Genomic DNA, 19,169 nt, shown 5'->3' on the forward strand with positions numbered 1-19,169 from the left:
TCCTTATATACGAATGGAAGTTACTACTATTTCGTATTACAATGTTCCCTACCCATGAATAACAAACGCCGCTCCTTTTTGAATCTTCTTTTTTTCATATAAGGAGATTTCTTTCACTTCTGGTAGCGGTAAAAAATACTTTTCCAGCTCTATTTCCGCAAGCTTAAACGCTTGCTCTTCACTTTGAGCAACAACGACTATTGGAACAACACTATTCACTAATACAGCTTCAAATCGATATAAATCCATATTGTCCCTCCTAAGACGCTATTACTTCCTCTAATACGCGATTTAGTACAATTTGTAATTCTTCCACTCCAACACGTCCTACGAAATCATAAAACGTTTCGGCTAGTAATTTATTCTTTTGGAAATAACGTAAAAAGGACACGAGAACATCCGGTAAATCTTCACCATCTATTTTCCCTTTTAATTTTTCGTTATATGCTCCGCCATCCAATAGCGTTCCGCCCACATATATTTCGAATGCCTCAACGATTCCCTTTTCCTTTGTTTTCAGTTTTACTCCTTGCAAACCAATATCAGCAATTTGACGTTGACCACAGGAGTTCGGGCATCCTACCATATGAATTCGAACTGGAACATCAAGTGCAATTTGTGTATCTAAGTATTCTGCGATTTTGCGTAATCTTTCTTTCGTTTCTACTAATGCCAGATTACAATACTCAATACCAGTGCATGAAACCGCATGACCGATAAACGATTTCGGGTTTGCAGAAATTGCTTCAAACAACGGTTCACTTAATAATCCTTCAACATTTTCTGGCGGAACATTCGGAATAATGAAGTTTTGTGAGTTACAAGTACGAATTTGTCCATTTCCATATTGCTTTGCAATTCTTGCAATCTCAAACATCTCTTCTGCATGTAAACGCCCTACCGGCACATTAAAACCGACATATTTTAATCCTTCTTGTTTTTGATCTTGTACGCCATAAAAATATCCGGCATTCCATCCTTTGAGCGCACTTTCTCCTTTACTTTGCAGGGGTCCTGTGTATTCTACTAGTTTCTCTTTAAATTTCTCAGCTCCCCAGTCAGCAACAAGAAATTTCAAACGTGCTAAGTGGCGTTTTTCACGATATCCAAAATCACGGAATATAGTAGCAATTGCAATCGATACTGCCTTCACTTCTTCTGGTAAAACGAATACATCTAATTCTTCCGCTAAGTAAGGGCGCGCAGATAATCCTCCGCCTACTTTTATATGAAAACCAACTTTTTTCTCACCATCTATTTCTTTCGTAGCAGGTGTAAATGCCACACAGTTAATTTCAGCATTTGCTGAATTATAAATGTTAGAACTAATAGACATTTTAAATTTACGAGGTAGATTAGAAAACTCTTCATTATGTTGGAAGTATTCATATATCTCTTTAACAATCAACGTTGTATCAAATAGTTCGTTCGCATCAATTCCAGCAAGTGGATTCCCTGTAATATTACGCGTAATATCACCGCACGCCCCCGCTGAAGATAACCCTACTCTCGCTAATCTTTTAAAAATATCCGGAATTTGCTGAATTTCTAGCCAATGAAACTGAATCGCCTGTCTCGTCGTAATATCTAACACATCACGTCCATAGTCTTCAGCGATTGAAGCAAGTGCTTCTGCCTGTGCATTTGTAATAATCCCAGAAGGAATATTAACACGCATCATAAAATAGCCAGCTTCTTTCGGTCGTTGCAAATACAATCCGGCCCATTTAAAGGAGTCCCACTCTTCTTTCGGAATTGATTCAAATCCATTTTCCGCATAGTAAGGAATATCATTAAAGATTTCCAAACCATCTTTTTTCAATTTGTTTTTCTCAGTCTGATTTATTTTTTCATTATTAGCCCATACTTTTTCATAACTCATTTTAAATCCCCCTATATAAAGCTACGCTCTTGTAAGTACTTCACAACTTGTTCTGCACATTCTTCAATAGAATACTTGTGCGTTTCTACAATTAATTCTGCTTGTTCCGGTTCCTCATACGGTGAATCAATACCAGTAAACTGTTTAATATCACCTTGTCTCGCTTTTTTATAAAGCCCTTTCGGATCACGCTTCTCACATTCTTCAATCGGACACTTGACAAAGACTTCAATAAACTCATCTGCCGCTAATAGATCTCTAACTTGTTTTCGATCTACTCGAAATGGTGAAATGAAAGCTGTAAGGACAACAGTACTTTGATCTACAAATAGCTTCGCCACTTCACCAATGCGTCTTATATTTTCCATACGATCACTTTCAGAAAATCCTAAATCCTTATTTAAACCGTGGCGAATGTTATCCCCATCTAACACATAATTTCCAATATTCTTTTCAAATAGTTTACGAGCAACCGCATTGGCTACTGTAGATTTACCCGAAGCTGATAAACCAGTAAACCAAACTACAAAACTGTGATGCCCATTCTTCACTCTTCTCTCATCTTTTGAAACCGAAGCTGTATGCCAAGTAATATTCGTATCCATCTCGTTCTCTCCCTATTCTGTTACTACTTCTTTTTTCAAACCTTTAATTAGCACTTCCACTACTTCTTTACGACTAAATGTACTTGGCGGAATCTCACCATTTCTTAACATCTCTCTTACTTTCGTACCTGATAAAATAACGTGGTCTTCTTTTCCGTGCGGACATGTTTTCGTTGAAGCCATCGCTTCACATTTGATGCAATAAAAACTATGTTCAAAAAATAACGGCGTAATCCCTAACTCTTCTACTGTAAAATTCTTAAAGATGTCCTGCGCTTCATACGTTCCGTAATAATCTCCTACTCCTGCATGATCACGCCCGACAATAAAGTGAGTACAGCCAAAATTCTTTCGTACTAATGCATGAAATATTGCTTCACGTGGACCTGCATATCGCATCGCTGCAGGAAATACCCCTAAAAAAACGCGATCTTTTGGATAGTAATTCTGTAGTAATACTTCATAACTTTCCATCCTCACATCAGCAGGAATATCATCTGATTTCGTTTCACCAACGAGCGGGTTTAAAAAGAGACCATCGACAATTTCAAGTGCAGATTTTTGAATATATTCATGCGCACGATGTACAGGATTGCGTGTTTGGAACCCAACTACCGTTTTCCATCCACGCTTTTTAAATTCCGCTCTTGTTTCGATTGGATCTAAATGATAAGAAGCAAACTGATCATTTTCAGAGCGTTGTATTAAAATAATAGCGCCTCCAACGTAAACGTTCGGCCGATCATATAATTTTTTCACCCCTGGATGAGCCTCATCCGTCGTTTTATATACGAGTAACGCCTCTTTTTCTTTATCAGGTACAAAAATATCTTCTATTTGAATAACACCATATACAGTTCCACCTTTAACAAGCTTTACTTCTTCTCCAACTTTCAATCTTTCTGCTTCTTCTTCCGTTACTGGTAATGCAATCGGTATACTCCAAACACTACCGTTTACTAAACGAAGCGTTTCTACAACTGAGTCATAATCTCTCTTCCCTAAAAATCCTGTAAGAGGGCTATATCCTCCTGTCGCCAAAAGTTCTAAATCACTAAGTGCAATTTTGTCTAGCTCGATTTCTTTTACAATGTTTGATATGTCATATGTTTCATCAATACGATTTACTAATTCATTTGTTGTACTCATCTTTTTATATCCCCTCTTAGCTTTATTTCAAAATCTATCTTATTGAAAATGAAGTCCGCATTCTGTCTTCATTTTCCCTACCCATCTTCCATCTCTTGAGTCGCCACCATCTCCTACAGGCAATGTACATTTCTCACACCCAATACTCGGATAGCCAACATCATGCAGCGGGTTATACGGCAAACTATGTTTGTATACATATCGCCAAACTTCTTTCCAAGTCCAATGAATGAGCGGACAAACTTTAATAGATTGAAAACGACGATCTTGATTTATAAACTGTGTATACTTACGCGTTTCTGATTGTTCCCTTCTTAAGCCTGATATCCACGCTTTTTCGGCTGCTAATGATTTTTCTAACGGTAAAATTTTTCTAATATTACAACAAAGATTCGGATTACTTTTCCATAATTTTTCTCCATGAAGCTTCGCCTGTTCTTCAAGTGTAAACTCCGGCTGTTTTTCTATAATATTTAATGAAGGAAATCTCTCGCGTACCTTTTTAATTAATTCGTACGTTTCTTGAAAATGAACATTTGTATCTAAAAATACAACTTTAGCAGATGGATTTACTTGGTTTATAAGATGCAATAAAACCATTCCCTCCACCCCAAAGCTACATGCATATACAATTTCATCTTTATACTCTCTATAAGCCCAGCTTAATACCGATAACGCACCCTTCGTTTCATCTCCTTCAGAAAATGAAACACTATTTTCTTCCCACGTTTCGTACGTCAACATGTTTTTTCCCCCTGTAACAGCAAAAAGACGGTTTTAATCTAATAAAATAGATTAAAACCGCCTCTAGTTTTTCTAGTCAGCGCTTTTTACTTTAATCGGACCTTTTCACTTTTCTCCAATTGAATCACTTTTCCATCTTGCACAACAATTGTGATTGAACCATATTTCATATCCGCAAGCATCGTTTGAATTTTTTCGGACACTTCATCAAAATGTTCCCGTACTCCCACGCAAACAGCCCCCTTTTTATTCATAAAAAAAAATCTTTCCCATTTCGAAAAGACTGTTCGGTAATATATTTTACCTTATCTTTCAAAATGGATTCCATTTTGCTGGATTTAGCACCTTGCTTCTATACGCAGGTTGCCGAGCTTCGTAGGGCCAGTTCCCTCCGCTTCTCTTGATAAGCTTTGTATTTGTATTTTATCACAATTCTGATTTTTTTCAATCCTAGTTTTCCGATATATTTTAATTATTTTTATTTTTTTAAAAAGGAATTGCCCACCCTGAACAACTCCTTTTTCACATTTAAACAAGCTCTTTGATACGTATGCGATCGTTCCCAATAATATTTTCATATGTTTCACGTTCTACAACAATTTGTGACGTCCCGCCTTTTGCAAAGACTACAGCTGGTCTACGAATACGATTATAATTATTAGCCATCGAGTAGCCATACGCACCCGTACAAGAAATTGCTAGTAAATCAGAAGAGACAACTTTCGGGAGATTAATATCCCAAATAAGCATATCTCCACTTTCACAGCATTTCCCGGCAATCGAAACGAGTTCCTCATTTTCATCATTCCCTCGATTCGCCAACATCGCCTCATAACGAGCTCCATATAGAGCCGGTCTTAAATTATCCGTCATCCCACCATCGACTGAAACATATTTCCGAATATCAGGAATCTCTTTCACCGCTCCGACTGTATAAATTGTTGTTCCGGCATCACCTACGATACTACGGCCTGGTTCAATCCATATTTCCGGAAGCGGATATTCACATAATGTAAACTGCTCTCTTACCGTACTTGTTACAGCGTGCACATACGTTTCAAGTGTTAACGGTGTATCAGACTCCGTATAACGTATACCGAAACCTCCGCCCACATTCAATACTTTCACTACATAGTTTGTTCGCTCTCTCACTTCTTCTAAAAATTGACGTAGTACTTCAATTGCTCGAACAAAACCAGCCGTTTCAAATATTTGTGATCCAATGTGCGAGTGAATTCCTAATACATTATAATTTGATTTTTGCAAGGCAAGCTCAATTGCCTGCATCGCTTGACCATTTGAAACACCAAATCCAAATTTCGAATCATCTTGCCCTGTTGTTATATATTCGTGTGTATGCGCCTCTACTCCAGGCGTTACACGGATTAATATGTTCACAAATTTCCCATGTTGAATTGCTAAGTCATGTAAGATTTCTAATTCTAAGAAATTATCTACTACAAAACAACCGATATTTGCCTGAAGAGCCATAATAATTTCTTCTTCTGTTTTATTATTTCCATGAAAATGAATACGAGATGCCGGAAAACCCGCTTGGAGCGCAGTATATAATTCCCCTCCAGAAACAACATCTAAAGACATATTCTCTTCACGAGCTACTCGGCACATCTCCATGCACAAGAACGCCTTGCTTGCATATGCTACTTGATAAGAGAAACCACTTCCTTTAAAAGCACGATGAAACGCACGACATTTCTCTCTAATAAACTCTTCATCGTATACATAAAGTGGTGTTCCGTATTGTTTTGCTAGCTGCGTCGTATCGCACCCTCCAATTTCTAAGTGTCCTTGCCCATTGATTCGGCTTGTGCCGTGTAAATACATTTGAATTCCTCCCTTATTTCCTCTAAAACTCATAACCCCAATCTTCTATTCATTGCAGCACGCTTTTAGATAGACAAAAAACGCGCGGAACAATGTTCACACGCGTTTCTTATTAGGAAAAATATATATTGAAAAAATAAACGAGTTGTTATCTTCTCAAATAAGAAACCGCATCAACATCTCCAAATAGCTCTCCATAAAATAAATCTTATGACAGTACTACATTTATTCAATGCAGTCCCAATATATGAATAACGTGGTCATTCTTATATTTCGGCAATAGTCCCTTTCAACCTATGATCACAGATTCCACTAAATCTCCCATAGTTTACTCTTTCCTATCGCGGCCTCTACCTTTGAGAGTAGATGAGGTAAGTCTATTTAATTTTCAAACATCTAATGTTGCTATTAACAATACCAAAGGAACATTTTATTTGTCAAACAATTTTTCAAATTGTTTTTTTACAGTTTAATTTGGTGTCATTTGGTAAACGTTTTACTACAACCTTTGTTACTTCCCATTCGCCTTCCTCATTATTAAACGTAATTGTTACTTTTTCAAATGGCGGAGCAATTTTCCCACCAACTCGTTCATATTTCGTTACTTCGATAACTGCTTGAAATAAATATGTACCACTATACATTTTTTTTAAGCTAATAATTCTCGGACACTCATATGGTTTCAAGCCCCCATACTGTTTTTCAATCGCTCTATTTATTTTTGGAAATAAAACAGAATAAAGCGCATCTTCCATGAGCGGCGCATCATATTGTGCTACTGATACATTCGGTGAAGCAAAAAACATAAAACTACTGCATACTATAACGTATAATAAATTTCGCATTATAACCTCCGCATCATTACGCAATACTTTCTATGTTTAGCAAATGATAATAATCATACATAGAAATTCCATTTTATTGTCTCCCACTTCCCTTTTTCTACTCAATTGTTGCAAAAAAAGCCCACAATCCTCTTTTATTTTCGTATAATGATACTCATAGTATAATAATCATAATAATAAAGGACTGTTCGTATATATAAAGTGAGGATAACTTCAATTAACTTCACAAGAACTGTCATGCTTTCAGGAGAGGAGTATATTATGCTACAACATCTGTTTCCAAAATTACGATTTGCACTCGTTGCAGTCGTTTTATTATGGATTAAAACATATATTGTGTACAAGCTAGCATTTGATATTAAAATTGATAACTTCTTTGAAGAATTTATGCTTTTTATTAATCCACTAGCTTCATTACTTTTATTTTTCGGTTTAGCTTTACTTGCATCTAAGTACCGAAATCGAATTATTATTGGTATTAGTTTTATACTGTCATTTATTTTATTTGGAAATGCAATGTTTTACGGGTTCTATAACGATTTTGTTACATTCCCTGTTTTATTCCAAACAAATAATATGGCTGACTTAGGAACGAGCATTAAAGAGCTCTTTACGTACAAAACATTACTTTTATTTGCAGATGCAATTATTTTAATGTTTATTTCACGTAAATTCCCATCATTTTGTGATACAACGCCACTTTCTCGTTCTGAAAAGCGAACTTTCTTTAGTGGTGTAACAGCGCTATTAGCACTGCAAATTGTTGTTTCAGTTATTTATAAACCACAAATGTTCTCACGCTCATTTGATCGTCAAACTGTCGTGAAAAATTTAGGTTTATACACATATCATCTATTTGATATTACACTTCAATCCAAATCTTCGGCTGAACGTGTATTTGCAAGCGGAGATGGATTTTCAGAAATTAAAAACTATGTAGACGCAAAGGATAAGCAAGTTGATAAAAACTTATTCGGAGCTGCAAAAGGTAAAAATGTAATTTTAATTTCAATGGAATCTACACAAAGTTTTGTTATTAATAAAAAAATAAATGGGAAAGAGATTACTCCATTTTTAAATCAGTTTATAAAAGATAGTTTTTACTTCGATAACTTCTATCATCAAACGGGACAAGGTAAAACTTCTGATGCTGAATTTATCGTGGAAAACTCCCTTTATCCATTAGACCGTGGTTCTGTATTCTTTACTCATGCTAACAATGAATATACCGCGACACCAGAGCAATTAAAAAAATACGGTTATTATTCTGCGGTTTTCCATTCAAACGATAAAACATTTTGGAATCGTGATGTAATGTATCCTGCACTTGGATATGATCGTTATTTTAATTTAAATGATTACGTAGGCACTGAACAAATGTCTGTCGGTTGGGGATTAAAAGATAAAGAGTTCTTTGAACAATCTATTCCAAAGTTAAAATCTTTACCGCAACCGTTCTATACAAAATTTATTACTTTAACAAATCATTTTCCATTTATTCTAAGTCCAGAAGATAAATATGTTGATGAGTTTAATTCGGAAAGCGGTGTTCTAAACCGCTATTTCCCAACGGTCCGCTACACGGATGAAGCTCTTAAATTATTCATTAATCAATTGAAAGAAGAAGGGTTATACGATAATTCCGTTATTGTCATTTATGGTGATCATTATGGTATTTCTGAAAACCATAATGCAGCTATGGCTCAGTTCCTTGGGAAAGATGCTATTACACCGTTTGATTCTATGCAATTACAACGCGTCCCTCTCATCATTCATGTACCTGGTCAAGAAGGAAAAGTCATTTCTAAAGTATCAGGACAAATTGATATTAAACCAACGCTTCTTCATTTACTTGGTATTAAAACAAATCAATCAATTGAATTTGGAACTGACTTATTTATAAAAGAAAAGGATCCACTTATGGTAATGCGCGATGGTAGCTTTGTAACAGAAGATTATGTTTATACAAAAAATATGTGCTACAAAAGAAGCTCAGGTGAAGAGGCTGACATAGCACTATGCCAGCCATATATCGAAAAAGCCAAAACAGAATTAAAATTCTCCGACAAACTGATTTATGGAGATTTATTACGATTTGATCCTAACAATCGATATAAAACTGGAACGATGACAACGAAATTCGAATAAGGTGAGAAGCAACTTTATGAAAAGTTGCTTCTTTTTTTCTTACGCTTCAAATCTTTCACAAATTGGGAATTTCTTTCGTACGGGGAAGAAATTTATGGTATGATAAAATAAGTAAACTTTCATACACTAATTAAGAATTTATAACAGAAAGCAAGGGATCAGATTTTGTATAGAGCAGCTATTCCAAACTTATTTACGCTCGGAAATTTATATAGCGGATTTTTATCAATCGGCTATGCATCTTTAGGATATTATAAATCAGCTGCTATTTTAGTACTTATCGGGATGATGTTAGATAGTCTTGATGGTCGTGTTGCTCGTTTATTACGCGTTGATTCACAAATGGGAAAAGAGCTTGATTCACTCGCGGATGTTGTAACATTTGGTGCAGCACCTGCTGTTTTAATGTATTACACGTCTTTTTCCAACTACGGAATCATTGGACTATACATAGCGGGATTATTCCCTCTGTTCGGAGCATATCGCTTAGCACGATTTAATGTAACACCATCTTCTACTTCTATGAAATATTTCACTGGAGTTCCGATTACTGCAGCAGGAGGGCTTGTCGCCTTCTTAACATTATTTTCACATACCATTCCAAAAATCGTTCTTATTACAGTATTTGTAACGTTCGCATTTTTAATGGTGAGCCGCATTCGTATCCCAAGTTTAAAAGATGTACCAATTCCACGATATAGCATAATTATTACACTATTTTTAGTCGGAATCATTATCACAATGTACCAAACAGGTTTTGGTAATTTTTCTGTTTTCTTATTCATTGCCATTCCACTATATATTTTGTATATGCTATCTCAATTTATTAGACAAAGACCATCTAAAAAAGCAAATAAAGAAAAATAAGAAAAACCTTCCGAATTCGGAAGGTTTCTTTTTATTTTTCAACTAAAACTTTTTGATTTACAGGTGTTACAGGTTCTTCACCTTTTAATACAGCTAAAATATTTCTAACTGCCATTTCAGCCATCGCATCACGCGTTTCAAATGTTGCATTTCCTACATGAGGTGTGAGTACAACATTCTTCAATCCTTTTAGCTCTTCTGTAATCTTCGGTTCAAATTCAAACACATCAAGAGCTGCACCCTCAATTTCATTCGTTTTTAATGCATACGCAAGTGCAGATTCATTCATAATTGGACCACGTGCAGCATTTACGATATACGCTGTTTTCTTCATCATTTTAAATTGCTCTTCATCAATCATATGATGCAGCTTTGGATCATACGCACAGTTAATTGTAATAAAATCTGCTGTTTGTAATAACTCTTCTAACGTTACATATGTCGCTTCCAGTTCATTCTCAGCTTCAGGCTTACGATTTGGCCCCGTATATAAAACATTCATTCCAAATGCTTTCGCACGTTTTGCTACCGCTTTCCCAATTTCTCCAAGACCAATAATTCCAATTGTTTTACCATATACTTCTCGGCCTAAGAAAAATAGTGGTGCCCAGCCATTAAATCCAGTTGTACGACATAACGTATCTCCTTCAGGAATTCGTCTTGCTGCAGCTAACAGAATTGCAAACGTTAATTCCGCTGTTGCCTCTGTAGATATTTTCGGTGTATTTGTAACAGCAATACCCTTTTCTCCAGCATATGTGTAATCAATATTATCGTAACCCGCGCCATAGTTCGCAATAATTTTCAAATTTGGTGCTGCATCAATAACCTCTTTCGTTACCTTCGTAGAAAGTAAGCTTAAAAGTGCATCTTTATCTTTTACACGTTCTGCTAACTCTTCTACACTAATTAATTCTTCTTTATTATACATTTCTACATCATGATTTTTTAATAACCCTAATCCGATTTCTGGAATATTTCCTGCTACTAATATTTTCGCCACTACTAACACCTCTTCTATACAAAATGTGATATCTCTTATATTTCATTGTAAGAAATCCGTATATAAAAACCAAGGAATTTGATTATAGTTTTGAAAATCGACACTTTTTCCCATAAGAAAAGAGGAGATCCATCTCTCCTCTCTTCTTACGCTTTTTCTTGCGATTCTTTCCCAAGCTTCGCATCGATTGTTCCTTCTGCAACTGTATCGCTAATTTGTTCCTCAATAACAGAGTTAGCTGTATTATTCATTTCAGAAGTATAAGCTTGTTCTGCCACTTGAGCATTTTGTTTATTTTGTTGTTTCGCCATTTTTCACCCTCCTTTTCATTCTTTCTTATTTTGAACCAAAAGGGTGGTTTTCATCAAAAAATCATGGTTCATTTCGAAATTGTTACTTCTTCTTCAAGCAATCTCATCGTTCTTACTCGTTTCGTAAATGTAGCTATGTGAGAAATATCATGATTGCGTAATGTCTTTATATTCTCTTCCACATACTTTCCTAAATCATTCGGATAATGGGCATCTGAGGATAGAGTAATTGGAACTCCATGCTTAGCTAATACTTGTAAATAAAGCGGACTTGGACACATTTCACGCACAGGATAGCGATAGTACAATCCCGCATTTATTTCTGTTGCTGTATTTGTTTCCACTAACGCACGAGCAATGTCCTTATAATAAGAAAGCTGTTCATTCTCATCCAATCGATAATTAAATACTTTTATGTTATCGAGGTGAGCTATAATATCAAAAAGCTCGGAACGAACGGCACTTTCAACTGTAGCGAAAAACGTATGATATAAAGTATGTAACTCATGCGTATCAAAATACTCTTTCGTATCTGGATTATCAAATCCCCATCCATCTATAAAATGGACCGAGCCGATTACATAATCCCAATCTGCTAATGCTAGTAAGCCTTTTAACTCTTGTTCACCACCGATAAAATAATCTGCTTCAATTCCAAGTTTGAGCGTTATCCCTCGTTCTCTCCATCGCTCTTTTGCCTCTTCAATCGCCTTTGTAAAATCATAAATAGACGTTACTCTTACTTGATCTAACCATTCTTTTTGTAAACGACCAAGCTTAGAATCACTAATATCTACATACTTTTCATAATATCCTTTCGCTTCATGAAAACGGTATAAGTGATCGACAATCCCAATTTCTTTTATACCTTTTCGCAAAGCTTCTTCTAAATATAAGTCAATCCATTTCGTTGTAAATGGACCTTCCTTCACACGTCTTTGCAGGCGTTCTTGTGTTTTCACAAGCCAGCCTATTGAATGCTTTTCTTCTTTAAGCGGTTCATAATATTGTAGTGCTTCATTTATTTTAGCAAGCCAACCTATTGAATACGGCCCTTCTTCTAAATGAAGGTGATAGTCCACTTTCATCCATATTCCCCCTTATAATGTATCTATTTCTCTTCGGTCCCCTACTCTTGAAAGCTTTCCATTTCTTTCTGTCACTTCTTGCATGACATCTTCTAATGAAATATTTTTTTCAGCTAATAGAACAAAACAGTGATAAAACACATCAACCATTTCTTTTATTAGTTCTTCTTTATCATTATTTTTAGAAGCAATGATTACTTCGGCACATTCCTCACCAATTTTCTTTAAAATTTTATCTTCTCCTTTCGAAAATAAATAATTAGTATATGATTCAGGAAGTGGATTTTTCTTTCGTTCTTCAATTGTTTCAAATAATAACTTAAAGATATCTTCCATATGTATCCCCCTATATAATTTTGTAGTGAAAACACGTTTTCTCTCCTGTATGACAAGCTGGTCCTACTTGCTTTACAACAACAACAATTGAATCTTGATCACAATCTAAATAAAGGGATTGAACATATTGGACATTTCCCGATGTTCCTCCTTTATTCCATAACGATTGTCTCGAACGGGAATAAAACCATGTTCTTTTCGTTTCTAGCGTCTTTTCATACGCTTCTTCATTCATATAAGCTAGCATTAAAACTTCGTTCGTATCTTCCTCGATAACAACTACCGGTATTAAACCTTTTGAAAAGTTAGGTTTCATAACCGCACCTCAACGTTTGCTTCTCTTAATTTTTTCTTTACATCCTGTACAGTCGCTTCACCATAATGGAAGATTGATGCCGCTAATGCTGCATCAACTGTTGTTTTTTGAAATACTTCTAAAATGTGAGCCGCATGACCACATCCCCCTGATGCGATTACTGGGACGGAAACGCTGTTTGAAATTGCTTCTGTTAATCGAAGGTCATATCCATTTTTCGTTCCATCTGCATCCATACTCGTCAGCAAAATTTCTCCTGCTCCGAGCTTAACGACACGCTTCGCCCATTCTATTGCATCCATTCCCGTATCAATTCTTCCGCCATTTACGTATACATTCCATTTATCTTCCGCTACTTTTCTAGCATCGATTGCTACGACAATACATTGCGATCCAAAATGTTCTGCACCTGCCTGGATTAACTTTGGATTTCGCACTGCAGCTGAGTTAATTGAAACTTTATCCGCTCCAGCTCTTAGGAGATTATACATATCTTGAACATTTGCAATCCCCCCGCCAACTGTAAGAGGAATAAATACTTTTGAAGCAGTTTTTTCTACAACATCTATAATCGTTTTTCGCCCTTCATGCGTCGCAGTAATATCTAAAAATACGATTTCATCTGCCCCCGCATCATTATATAAAGCTGCTATTTCAACAGGATCACCGACGTCTTGTAATCCTATAAAATTCACTCCCTTTACTACTCGACCTTCTTTTACATCTAGACATGGAATAATTCGTTTCGCTAACATAACTTTGTAACCTCTAACACTTCTTCTAAATCAATCGTTTTCTCGTAAAGTGCCTTCCCAATGATGACGCCATATATATTCATATCATTTAATCTTTTCACATCTTGAATAGATGCTACACCTCCAGATGCAATTACACGAATGCCCACACTTTTTTGCAGTAACTCTAATTGTTCAAAATTTGGTCCTGCAAGTGTCCCGTCTTTCGATATGTCTGTAAACACAATCGTTTGAACACCTAAGCTTGCCATTTGCTTCGCTAAATCAATGTAAGAAATTTCAGACAAATCTAACCAACCCCTCGTTGCTACGAAACCATTTTTCGCATCAATTCCAACAATAATTTTCTCTTTATATAGACGAACCGCTTCTTCTAAAAATGATTGATCATACAGTGCAGCAGTCCCTAAAATCACTTTTTCTACACCTACCGATAATAGCTTCTCCACCACCGCAAGTGACCGAACTCCCCCCCCAACTTGCACCGGAATACGCACTGCCCTGCATATTTTTTCAATAACAGGCAAATTTACTGTTTCCCCAGCAATTGCTCCATCTAAATCAACGATGTGCAATATTTTCGCTCCAAGTTTTTCAAATACAATCGCTTGCGCAACCGGATCTTCATTCATCACCGTTTCTTTACTAAATTCTCCTTGATACAGCCTGACGCATCGTCCTTCTTTTAAATCGATAGCTGGGAAGATTTCCATGCTTCTACCACTCCTTTAAAGTTTTTCAACATTTGCATCCCAATTTCACCACTTTTTTCAGGATGAAACTGTGCACCGAATATATTTCCTTTTGCTACAAAACCAGGTACTTTCACTCCATACTCACTTGCGCCATACACAATCTCATTTGGACAATCTGCATAATAAGAGTGAACATAATATACGAAAGAACCGTCCTCTACTCCATTCCAAAGCGATATTTCTCCTTCTTTTTTTAATTCATTCCACCCCATATGTGGAATTTTATAAGGAACTTTTAACTTTCGGATGACACCTGGCAATAAATTTAATCCGTTACAGTTTTGTAGTTCCTCACTTTTTTCAAATAAAAGCTGCATTCCTAAACAAATGCCCAGAAGCGGTTTCCCTGAATTTCCAACTTCTTTTAGCACACATACTAAATCTTTTTTTTCTAAAACGTCCATCGCTTTCGGAAATGCACCTACTCCTGGTAAAATAACTCCATCACTTCTCAATATTTCTTCTATATCATCCGTTACGATATACTCTGCTCCAATATATTTTAATGCCTGTTCCACACTACGAATATTTCCCATTCCATAATCTATAATTGCAATCAATTACAACATTCCTTTCGTTGAATTTACGCCAGTAATCTTGTCATTTTTATCGACTGCCTCTCTAAGCGCTCGACCGAATGCTTTAAATAAAGCTTCAATTTTGTGATGTGTATTGCTTCCATATAGTATGCGAGCATGTAATGTAATATTTGCAGCATGAGCAACTGCTCTAAAAAATTCTTCCGTTAGTTCTGTGTCAAAATCTCCAAGCTTCGGATTTGTTAATTCACCTTGAAACACAATATATGAGCGCCCGCTTATGTCAATTGCGACAAATCCTAAAGACTCATCCATTGGCACATATGCCGATCCGTACCTGTTAATTCCCTCTTTATTTTGCAATGCTTCTTTCAAGCAAGTTCCGAGTACAATTCCAACATCTTCAATCGTATGATGAGCATCAACGAATACATCACCTTCAGCTTCAACTTGCAAACCAAATCTTCCGTGCCTTGCAAATAAAGTTAGCATATGATCAAAAAATCCAACTCCCGTTTGCACAGAAACATTCGTACTTTCATCAAGTTGCAAACTTAATTTAATTTTCGTTTCCGTCGTCTCACGTACTTGACTAGATTGGCGCATTATTCTTCCTCCTTAAACCTAATTTGAATCGCTCTCGCGTGTGCATGTAAGCCTTCTTTATTTGCGAGTTCTACAATATGATGTTGTACACTTTTTAACGCTTCTTCCGTATAAGAAATAAAGCTTGATTTTTTCACAAAATCATCGACAGATAACGGAGAGAAGAACCTTGCCGTTCCACTTGTCGGTAATACGTGATTCGGTCCTGCCAAATAATCCCCGAGCGGTTCAGGTGCATATGGGCCAAGAAAAATTGATCCTGCATGCTTTACATAAGCTAGAGCATTCATTGGCTCTTTTATATGTAACTCTAAATGTTCTGGAGCAATTTCATTTGATAATTGAAACGCCTCTTCTAAAGAAGGAACAATAAAAATTGCTCCATTTCTTTTTATTGATTCACGAGCGATTTCACTTCTTGGCAACGTCTCTAACTGTCTTTCTATTTCTCTTTCTACTTCTTTAGCAAGCTGTATATTCGTTGTAATACAAATAGCTGTCGCCCTTTCGTCATGTTCTGCTTGTGATAATAAATCCGCAGCAATATAATTGGCATTTCCTGTTTCATCTGCTATAACTACAATTTCTGACGGTCCAGCAATCATATCTATATTTACTATCCCGTATACTTCTCGCTTCGCTAGAGCGACATACAAATTCCCTGGCCCAACTATTTTATCTACTTTAGGAATCGATTCCGTTCCGTATGCTAGAGCAGCAATTGCTTGAGCACCACCGGCCATATAAATTTCATCTACACCTGCAAGGCTTGCAGCAGCTAATATATGCGGATCAATTCCTCCTTGTCTCGGCGGTGTTACCATTACAATTTTTTTCACACCCGCGAGTTTTGCTGGCAATACATTCATTAATACTGATGAAGGATACGAAGCTGTTCCACCTGGCACATACACACCTACATTTTCTAACGGCCGAATGAGCTGCCCTCTAATTACCCCTTCACTTTCACAATCGAACATAGATTGTCTTTTTTGCTTTTCGTGATACGAGACAATGTTTTTCTTCGCTTCTTTTAACGCTTCTAAAAAAGAATGTTCTACAAACTTACTTGCTTGTTTTATTTCTTGCTCACTTACACGAAAATCTTTTATCTCTACACCATCAAACTTTTTTGTATAGAACGATACACCCTCATCTTTACTCTCCCTTACGTTTTGAACAATTTCTCTTACACTTCTTTGAACAGTTTCTTCTATTATATTAGCGCTTTCTCGTAGCAATTTTATTTTCGATAACGCCTCTCGGAAATCTTCATACACTATCTCCATTTCAAGTCCCCCTATTTCCCTGACAAAATTTCTTGCTCCATCTTATTTATAATGCTGAATATTTCGTCTTTTTTAGTTTTCAACGCAGCCTTATTCACAATCATCCGAGCTGATATAGAGCACATTTCTTCAAATACAATTAATCCGTTTTCTTGTAATGTTTTTCCTGTTTCAACTATATCAACAATCGCATCTGCCAATCCCAGAAGCGGAGCAATCTCTACGGATCCTTCTATTTTAATAATTTCTACATCCTCCCCTTTATCATGAAAATAAGTGGAAGTAATGTGCGGATATTTCGTAGCAATTCGTTTCTTTCGGTAACTCTTCGGATTATACGTAGGAATAGAAGCGACACAAAATTTACAGACACCTACTCCTAAATCCACCATCTCATATATATCTTTCTCACATTCCATTAAAATATCTTTTCCAACGACTCCAATATCAGCTACGCCATGTTCCACATAAGTAGCAACATCTACCGCTTTCACTAAAATAAATGAAATATTTGTGTTTTTACTTTTAAACACCAGTTTCCTTCCTTTATCTTTGAGCTCTGAACAATCAATTCCAATTTTCTCAAACAGTGGAATAACATGCTTTTCTAATCTACCTTTCGTTAACGCAATTTGAATGTTACGCATGAAGCCTCCCCTTCTTTCTGGATGATCCATTTCTCTCTCCATACATATTCCACCAATGACTCACTCTTCGTCTCAACGACCGTCATTATTTTATTCTTTTTTGCAAATTGAAAACTGTCGTTTAAATTAGAGAATAGAGATAACTCCACTTTCTTCCCGTCCTTTTGAAGTAAATTTCGTAATCTTTCTGCTTCTGCTAAACTATTTAACTCATAATGAATCATAATATCTATTTGCTTTCGTTTATATGGTTCTTGCTGCTCTTGAAGTGCCTTAACAATTTGATTTACTTGCACCGCGAGTCCAACCGCTGGCATCATTTCTCCAAAATTGCTAATTAACTCATCGTATCTTCCGCCACTAATGATTTCTTCTCCAATTTCATATATATACCCTTTGAAAATAACACCCGTATAATAATCCAAATGTTGAATCATACCTAAATCAATTGATATGTAAGAGCCATATCCTAACTTTTCAATTGTTTCATACATTTCTTTCACCCTTGCAATTGCCTTTTTCATTTCATTACTTGAAGCAAGTTTTTCCGCTTCCTCAATGACTTCTAAATTCCCAAATAATCTTGGTAATTTCTCAAGTAATCTTACTGTTTCATCACACCGATTTAATTTCTTTTCTCCAATAAAACGTGAGAGTGCGGCATAATTTTTACTTTCAATATACGTCCTAAGTGACTTTTCTTCTTCATCATTAATGGAGAGCTTTTTTACAATACATTTATATAACTGCACTTGCCCAATCTCAATTGTGAAAGATTGCACCTTCAATTTTTGAAGTGCTTGAATTACGCTTATCACACATTCAATTTCAGCCCTTACATTATCAATTCCGATAATTTCAATACCACTTTGCACTATTTCATTATATTTCCCAGTAAGAGACTCATTCGCCCGAAATACATTCCCGCTATACGTTACTTTAAGAGGAATATCCCCTCTCTGTGTTCCAATTACTCTTGCTAAAGGAATTGTCATATCTGGGCGTAAAACGATAATCCGTCCTTTTTCATCAAAAAACTTATACATCTTTTCTTCATCTATCGGCCTGTTTTGAAATGCAAAAACATCGTAAAACTCAATTGTAGGTGTCCTTATTTCTTCATAACCTCTCTCTAAAAATGTACGTCTTAATTTTTGTTCCACTTCTTCAATTAACGTACATTCTTCGAATAAGTAATCTCTCGTTCCATTCGGATTTGCCCGCTTCCACTTTGTCATCTGAATTCACACACCCTTCCCTCTTTAATATATGCCCATTCCATTCCATTCACCCAAACCGAAAATAAAAAGAGCCTTGTAGACAAAATACCTACAAGGCTCTTTAGTAGAGTGTAGGTACAACGGGAATAACCCTTGTACCTACACGTTTTCACGTTAGGTTCAAGGGTTTCATGTATGATGATGTAGTTGTGTAAGCAT

The 19,169-nt window shown here is 36.1% G+C and carries 22 protein-coding genes and 2 riboswitches; of the genes, 2 read left to right on the forward strand and 20 right to left on the reverse strand.

All coding sequences use genetic code 11. From position 1 onward, the window contains the following. Positions 1 to 48: 48 nt before the first annotated feature. The 8 genes from ACTFQM_RS08280 to ACTFQM_RS08315 form a co-directional block, all read right to left on the reverse strand. Positions 49 to 249 (reverse strand): DUF3906 family protein, encoded by a 201-nt coding sequence (locus ACTFQM_RS08280; protein ID WP_440034022.1) that lies wholly within the window; start codon positions 247 to 249, stop codon positions 49 to 51. Positions 250 to 259: 10 nt separating this feature from the next. Next, complete coding sequence (locus ACTFQM_RS08285) at positions 260 to 1,882, reverse strand: nitrite/sulfite reductase (protein WP_098472942.1); 1,623 nt, start codon at positions 1,880 to 1,882, stop codon at positions 260 to 262. Between the two features lie 11 nt (positions 1,883 to 1,893). Continuing rightward, entirely contained in the window at positions 1,894 to 2,487 is a 594-nt protein-coding gene (cysC, locus tag ACTFQM_RS08290; protein ID WP_400487274.1) for an adenylyl-sulfate kinase, read from the reverse strand. Between the two features lie 12 nt (positions 2,488 to 2,499). Then, entirely contained in the window at positions 2,500 to 3,636 is a 1,137-nt protein-coding gene (gene sat / locus ACTFQM_RS08295; RefSeq protein ID WP_440034023.1) for a sulfate adenylyltransferase, read from the reverse strand. Between the two features lie 39 nt (positions 3,637 to 3,675). Continuing rightward, a complete protein-coding gene (locus ACTFQM_RS08300; protein ID WP_440034024.1) occupies positions 3,676 to 4,380 on the reverse strand; it encodes a phosphoadenylyl-sulfate reductase in 705 nt (234 codons plus the stop codon). An 86-nt stretch (positions 4,381 to 4,466) separates the two neighbouring features. Then, on the reverse strand, positions 4,467 to 4,610 hold the full coding sequence (locus ACTFQM_RS08305; RefSeq protein WP_002171072.1) for a YezD family protein: 144 nt from the start codon (positions 4,608 to 4,610) through the stop codon (positions 4,467 to 4,469). A gap of 72 nt (positions 4,611 to 4,682) precedes the next feature. Next, a riboswitch (SAM riboswitch) is annotated at positions 4,683 to 4,790 on the reverse strand. Positions 4,791 to 4,908: 118 nt separating this feature from the next. Continuing rightward, a complete protein-coding gene (gene lysA, locus ACTFQM_RS08310) occupies positions 4,909 to 6,225 on the reverse strand; it encodes a diaminopimelate decarboxylase (protein ID WP_440034025.1) in 1,317 nt (438 codons plus the stop codon). Positions 6,226 to 6,404: 179 nt separating this feature from the next. Next, a riboswitch (Lysine riboswitch) is annotated at positions 6,405 to 6,586 on the reverse strand. Between the two features lie 88 nt (positions 6,587 to 6,674). Beyond that, on the reverse strand, positions 6,675 to 7,070 hold the full coding sequence (locus ACTFQM_RS08315; RefSeq protein ID WP_048370530.1) for a DUF3888 domain-containing protein: 396 nt from the start codon (positions 7,068 to 7,070) through the stop codon (positions 6,675 to 6,677). Positions 7,071 to 7,331: 261 nt separating this feature from the next. Between ACTFQM_RS08315 and ACTFQM_RS08320 the strand changes: the two genes are divergently transcribed. Both ACTFQM_RS08320 and pssA read left to right on the forward strand, forming a co-directional pair. Beyond that, positions 7,332 to 9,218 (forward strand): LTA synthase family protein, encoded by a 1,887-nt coding sequence (locus ACTFQM_RS08320; protein WP_098789157.1) that lies wholly within the window; start codon positions 7,332 to 7,334, stop codon positions 9,216 to 9,218. Between the two features lie 165 nt (positions 9,219 to 9,383). Further along, positions 9,384 to 10,085, forward strand: coding sequence for a CDP-diacylglycerol--serine O-phosphatidyltransferase (pssA, locus tag ACTFQM_RS08325; RefSeq protein ID WP_000285417.1), 702 nt, complete (start codon positions 9,384 to 9,386; stop codon positions 10,083 to 10,085). 31 nt (positions 10,086 to 10,116) lie between these two features. Here the strand turns inward: pssA and ACTFQM_RS08330 are convergent, their stop codons facing one another. The 12 genes from ACTFQM_RS08330 to ACTFQM_RS08385 all read right to left on the reverse strand — a co-directional run bounded on the left by ACTFQM_RS08330 (position 10,117) and on the right by ACTFQM_RS08385 (position 18,968). Further along, a complete protein-coding gene (locus ACTFQM_RS08330; RefSeq protein WP_440034026.1) occupies positions 10,117 to 11,088 on the reverse strand; it encodes a 2-hydroxyacid dehydrogenase family protein in 972 nt (323 codons plus the stop codon). Between the two features lie 146 nt (positions 11,089 to 11,234). After that, a complete protein-coding gene (locus ACTFQM_RS08335) occupies positions 11,235 to 11,399 on the reverse strand; it encodes a YozQ family protein (protein ID WP_400527222.1) in 165 nt (54 codons plus the stop codon). Between the two features lie 68 nt (positions 11,400 to 11,467). Further along, a complete protein-coding gene (locus tag ACTFQM_RS08340) occupies positions 11,468 to 12,487 on the reverse strand; it encodes a histidinol phosphate phosphatase domain-containing protein (RefSeq protein WP_427287993.1) in 1,020 nt (339 codons plus the stop codon). Positions 12,488 to 12,499: 12 nt separating this feature from the next. Then, positions 12,500 to 12,823, reverse strand: a complete 324-nt coding sequence (gene hisE / locus ACTFQM_RS08345; protein ID WP_002171065.1) for a phosphoribosyl-ATP diphosphatase — start codon at positions 12,821 to 12,823, stop codon at positions 12,500 to 12,502. A 10-nt stretch (positions 12,824 to 12,833) separates the two neighbouring features. Beyond that, positions 12,834 to 13,139, reverse strand: a complete 306-nt coding sequence (gene hisI / locus ACTFQM_RS08350; protein ID WP_002171064.1) for a phosphoribosyl-AMP cyclohydrolase — start codon at positions 13,137 to 13,139, stop codon at positions 12,834 to 12,836. Next, positions 13,136 to 13,894 (reverse strand): imidazole glycerol phosphate synthase subunit HisF, encoded by a 759-nt coding sequence (hisF, locus tag ACTFQM_RS08355; RefSeq protein ID WP_002171063.1) that lies wholly within the window; start codon positions 13,892 to 13,894, stop codon positions 13,136 to 13,138. The genes hisI and hisF overlap by 4 nt, the downstream gene beginning before the upstream one ends. Further along, positions 13,888 to 14,607 (reverse strand): 1-(5-phosphoribosyl)-5-[(5-phosphoribosylamino)methylideneamino]imidazole-4-carboxamide isomerase, encoded by a 720-nt coding sequence (gene hisA / locus ACTFQM_RS08360; RefSeq protein WP_440034027.1) that lies wholly within the window; start codon positions 14,605 to 14,607, stop codon positions 13,888 to 13,890. Before hisA ends, hisF begins: the two co-directional genes overlap by 7 nt. Continuing rightward, the gene (gene hisH, locus ACTFQM_RS08365; RefSeq protein ID WP_440034028.1) at positions 14,580 to 15,209 is read right to left on the reverse strand and encodes an imidazole glycerol phosphate synthase subunit HisH; all 630 of its coding nucleotides are present in this window, start codon (positions 15,207 to 15,209) and stop codon (positions 14,580 to 14,582) included. The genes hisA and hisH overlap by 28 nt, the downstream gene beginning before the upstream one ends. Next, entirely contained in the window at positions 15,210 to 15,794 is a 585-nt protein-coding gene (gene hisB, locus ACTFQM_RS08370; RefSeq protein WP_002171060.1) for an imidazoleglycerol-phosphate dehydratase HisB, read from the reverse strand. Next, complete coding sequence (gene hisD, locus ACTFQM_RS08375) at positions 15,794 to 17,083, reverse strand: histidinol dehydrogenase (RefSeq protein WP_098789153.1); 1,290 nt, start codon at positions 17,081 to 17,083, stop codon at positions 15,794 to 15,796. Before hisD ends, hisB begins: the two co-directional genes overlap by 1 nt. A gap of 11 nt (positions 17,084 to 17,094) precedes the next feature. Further along, complete coding sequence (gene hisG, locus ACTFQM_RS08380) at positions 17,095 to 17,730, reverse strand: ATP phosphoribosyltransferase (protein WP_033719325.1); 636 nt, start codon at positions 17,728 to 17,730, stop codon at positions 17,095 to 17,097. After that, the gene (locus ACTFQM_RS08385) at positions 17,706 to 18,968 is read right to left on the reverse strand and encodes an ATP phosphoribosyltransferase regulatory subunit (RefSeq protein ID WP_002171057.1); all 1,263 of its coding nucleotides are present in this window, start codon (positions 18,966 to 18,968) and stop codon (positions 17,706 to 17,708) included. Before ACTFQM_RS08385 ends, hisG begins: the two co-directional genes overlap by 25 nt. Between the last annotated feature and the right edge of the window lie 201 nt (positions 18,969 to 19,169).

Origin of the sequence: Bacillus cereus group sp. MYBK30-2 (assembly GCF_051915945.1) — a bacterium.
Taxonomy (GTDB): domain Bacteria; phylum Bacillota; class Bacilli; order Bacillales; family Bacillaceae_G; genus Bacillus_A; species Bacillus_A paramycoides.

Bases quoted from the DNA above. Each gene is read 5' to 3' on its own strand.
- ACTFQM_RS08280 (WP_440034022.1), bottom strand. From the start codon at position 249: ATGGATTTATATCGATTTGAAGCTGTATTAGTGAATAGTGTTGTTCCA.
- ACTFQM_RS08285 (WP_098472942.1), bottom strand. From the start codon at position 1,882: ATGAGTTATGAAAAAGTATGGGCTAATAATGAAAAAATAAATCAGACT.
- cysC (WP_400487274.1), bottom strand. From the start codon at position 2,487: ATGGATACGAATATTACTTGGCATACAGCTTCGGTTTCAAAAGATGAG.
- sat (WP_440034023.1), bottom strand. From the start codon at position 3,636: ATGAGTACAACAAATGAATTAGTAAATCGTATTGATGAAACATATGAC.
- ACTFQM_RS08300 (WP_440034024.1), bottom strand. From the start codon at position 4,380: ATGTTGACGTACGAAACGTGGGAAGAAAATAGTGTTTCATTTTCTGAA.
- lysA (WP_440034025.1), bottom strand. From the start codon at position 6,225: ATGTATTTACACGGCACAAGCCGAATCAATGGGCAAGGACACTTAGAA.
- ACTFQM_RS08315 (WP_048370530.1), bottom strand. From the start codon at position 7,070: ATGCGAAATTTATTATACGTTATAGTATGCAGTAGTTTTATGTTTTTT.
- ACTFQM_RS08320 (WP_098789157.1), top strand. From the start codon at position 7,332: ATGCTACAACATCTGTTTCCAAAATTACGATTTGCACTCGTTGCAGTC.
- ACTFQM_RS08335 (WP_400527222.1), bottom strand. From the start codon at position 11,399: ATGGCGAAACAACAAAATAAACAAAATGCTCAAGTGGCAGAACAAGCT.
- ACTFQM_RS08340 (WP_427287993.1), bottom strand. From the start codon at position 12,487: ATGAAAGTGGACTATCACCTTCATTTAGAAGAAGGGCCGTATTCAATA.
- hisE (WP_002171065.1), bottom strand. From the start codon at position 12,823: ATGGAAGATATCTTTAAGTTATTATTTGAAACAATTGAAGAACGAAAG.
- hisI (WP_002171064.1), bottom strand. From the start codon at position 13,139: ATGAAACCTAACTTTTCAAAAGGTTTAATACCGGTAGTTGTTATCGAG.
- hisF (WP_002171063.1), bottom strand. From the start codon at position 13,894: ATGTTAGCGAAACGAATTATTCCATGTCTAGATGTAAAAGAAGGTCGA.
- hisA (WP_440034027.1), bottom strand. From the start codon at position 14,607: ATGGAAATCTTCCCAGCTATCGATTTAAAAGAAGGACGATGCGTCAGG.
- hisB (WP_002171060.1), bottom strand. From the start codon at position 15,794: ATGCGCCAATCTAGTCAAGTACGTGAGACGACGGAAACGAAAATTAAA.
- hisD (WP_098789153.1), bottom strand. From the start codon at position 17,083: ATGGAGATAGTGTATGAAGATTTCCGAGAGGCGTTATCGAAAATAAAA.
- hisG (WP_033719325.1), bottom strand. From the start codon at position 17,730: ATGCGTAACATTCAAATTGCGTTAACGAAAGGTAGATTAGAAAAGCAT.
- ACTFQM_RS08385 (WP_002171057.1), bottom strand. From the start codon at position 18,968: ATGACAAAGTGGAAGCGGGCAAATCCGAATGGAACGAGAGATTACTTA.